The sequence below is a fragment of the Micromonospora sp. NPDC050200 genome (assembly GCF_040656135.1).
In the GTDB taxonomy this organism is placed as follows: Bacteria; Actinomycetota; Actinomycetes; order Mycobacteriales; family Micromonosporaceae; genus Micromonospora.
In genome coordinates this window covers 1-1,585 of sequence record NZ_JBFALG010000164.1, presented here as the reverse complement: position 1 = coordinate 1,585, position 1,585 = coordinate 1, and the positions used below count along the sequence as shown (strand labels likewise).

1 protein-coding gene is annotated in these 1,585 nt (G+C 68.3%); it reads left to right on the top strand.

Translation table 11 applies throughout. The features are described from left to right. The first annotated feature begins 113 nt into the window (after nucleotides 1-113). Nucleotides 114-1,577, top strand: coding sequence for an NF041680 family putative transposase (locus tag AB0I41_RS35140; protein ID WP_357115787.1), 1,464 nt, complete (start codon nucleotides 114-116; stop codon nucleotides 1,575-1,577). The last annotated feature ends 8 nt before the right edge of the window (nucleotides 1,578-1,585 follow it).

The following is a 1,585-nucleotide window of genomic DNA, read 5'->3' as shown; positions in this document are numbered from 1 at the left end:
CTTGATCTTTAACCTCCGACGGTCCTTTGGGGACCCTGACTGGTCACGGAAACAGCCCTTGGTCGATGATCTTCTTGTCTAGGGAAGAGCATCAATAACCAAGGGCTGTTCTGGTGATCAGTGTGTATGACCGTGGTCCGGCTGATGCCGTCGGGGACCTGGGCAGGTTCCGGCGGGTGTTCTACGACTGCTTGACTGCTCGGGCTGACGCGTTGTTCGACCTGACGGATGCGGTGTTGTGCGCCGACGGTCCGGTCCGGTCGTTGGTGGAGTTGTCGCTGGTGGGTGAGCACCGTCGTGGTCACGGGGCGTTGTATGACGCCCTCGCCTGCGGGCGGCTGGACATCGATCGGCTGCGCACCGCCCTCGCCGGAGTACCGCTGCCGCGGGCGGCCGACGGCCGTCTCGTCCTGGCCGTCGACATCACCTGCTGGCTGCGGCCGGACGCTCACACCTCACCGCAGCGGATCCTGTGTCACACCTACGGACGCGGCAAGGATCAGACCATCATGATTCCGGGCTGGCCGTATTCGATGGTCGTGGCCCTGGAGTCGGGTCGTAGTTCGTGGACCGCGCCGTTGGACGCGGTGCGGCTGGCGCCTGGTGATGACGCGGCCACGGTCACCGCTGGGCAGCTGCGAGACATCGTGGGAAGGCTGATCGGGGCCGGGCAGTGGCAGGTCGGGGACCTGGAGATCCTGGTCGTGGCCGACGCCGGCTACGACGCGCCCCGCCTTGCGTTCCTCCTTCGTGACCTGCCCGTGCAGGTCCTCGCGCGGATGCGCTCAGACCGGGTACTACGCCGGGCGGTGCCAGCCCGGGAACCCGGGACGATCGGCCGACCGCGCAGGCACGGCGACGAGTTCGTCTTCGGCGATCCCACCACCTGGGGTGAACCGGATGCTGCCACCGTCGCCGACACCCGCCTCTACGGCACGGCGTGGGCTCGAGCCTGGGACCGGTTGCACCCACGGTTGACCCACCGATCCGCCTGGACCGCTGCGGCGAAGGTGCTGCCGGTCATCGAGGGAACCGTCATCCGTTTGGAAGTCGAGCACCTGCCCAGCGGCGCGACCCCGAAGCCGGTCTGGTTGTGGTGGTCCGGCGTCGACGCCACCAGCGCTGATGTCGACCGGCTCTGGCAGACGTTCCTGCGCCGCTTCGACATCGAACACACGTTCCGCCTGTTCAAACAGACCCTCGGCTGGACCTGCCCGAAGATCCGCACGCCACAGGCCGCCGACCGATGGACCTGGATGATCCTCGCCGCCTACACCCAGCTCCGGTTGGCCCGCGCCCTCGCCACCGACCTGCGCCGCCCCTGGGAGAAACCCGCACCACCGCAGCGTCTGTCACCCGCCCGCGTCCGCCGCGGCTTTCGGCACCTCCGCGCGAAGGCGACCTGCCCGGCCGGTGCACCCAAACCCTCCCGGCCAGGACCAGGACGACCACCCGGCCGCCGCAACAACCACCCCACCCCGCGCTACGACGTCCACACCGCGACCACCCCGAACGCCAAGACACCGACCGCAACGAAGACGAAGTCCGTCAATCCCCGGCCACGCCGCACGGGTTAAAGATCAAG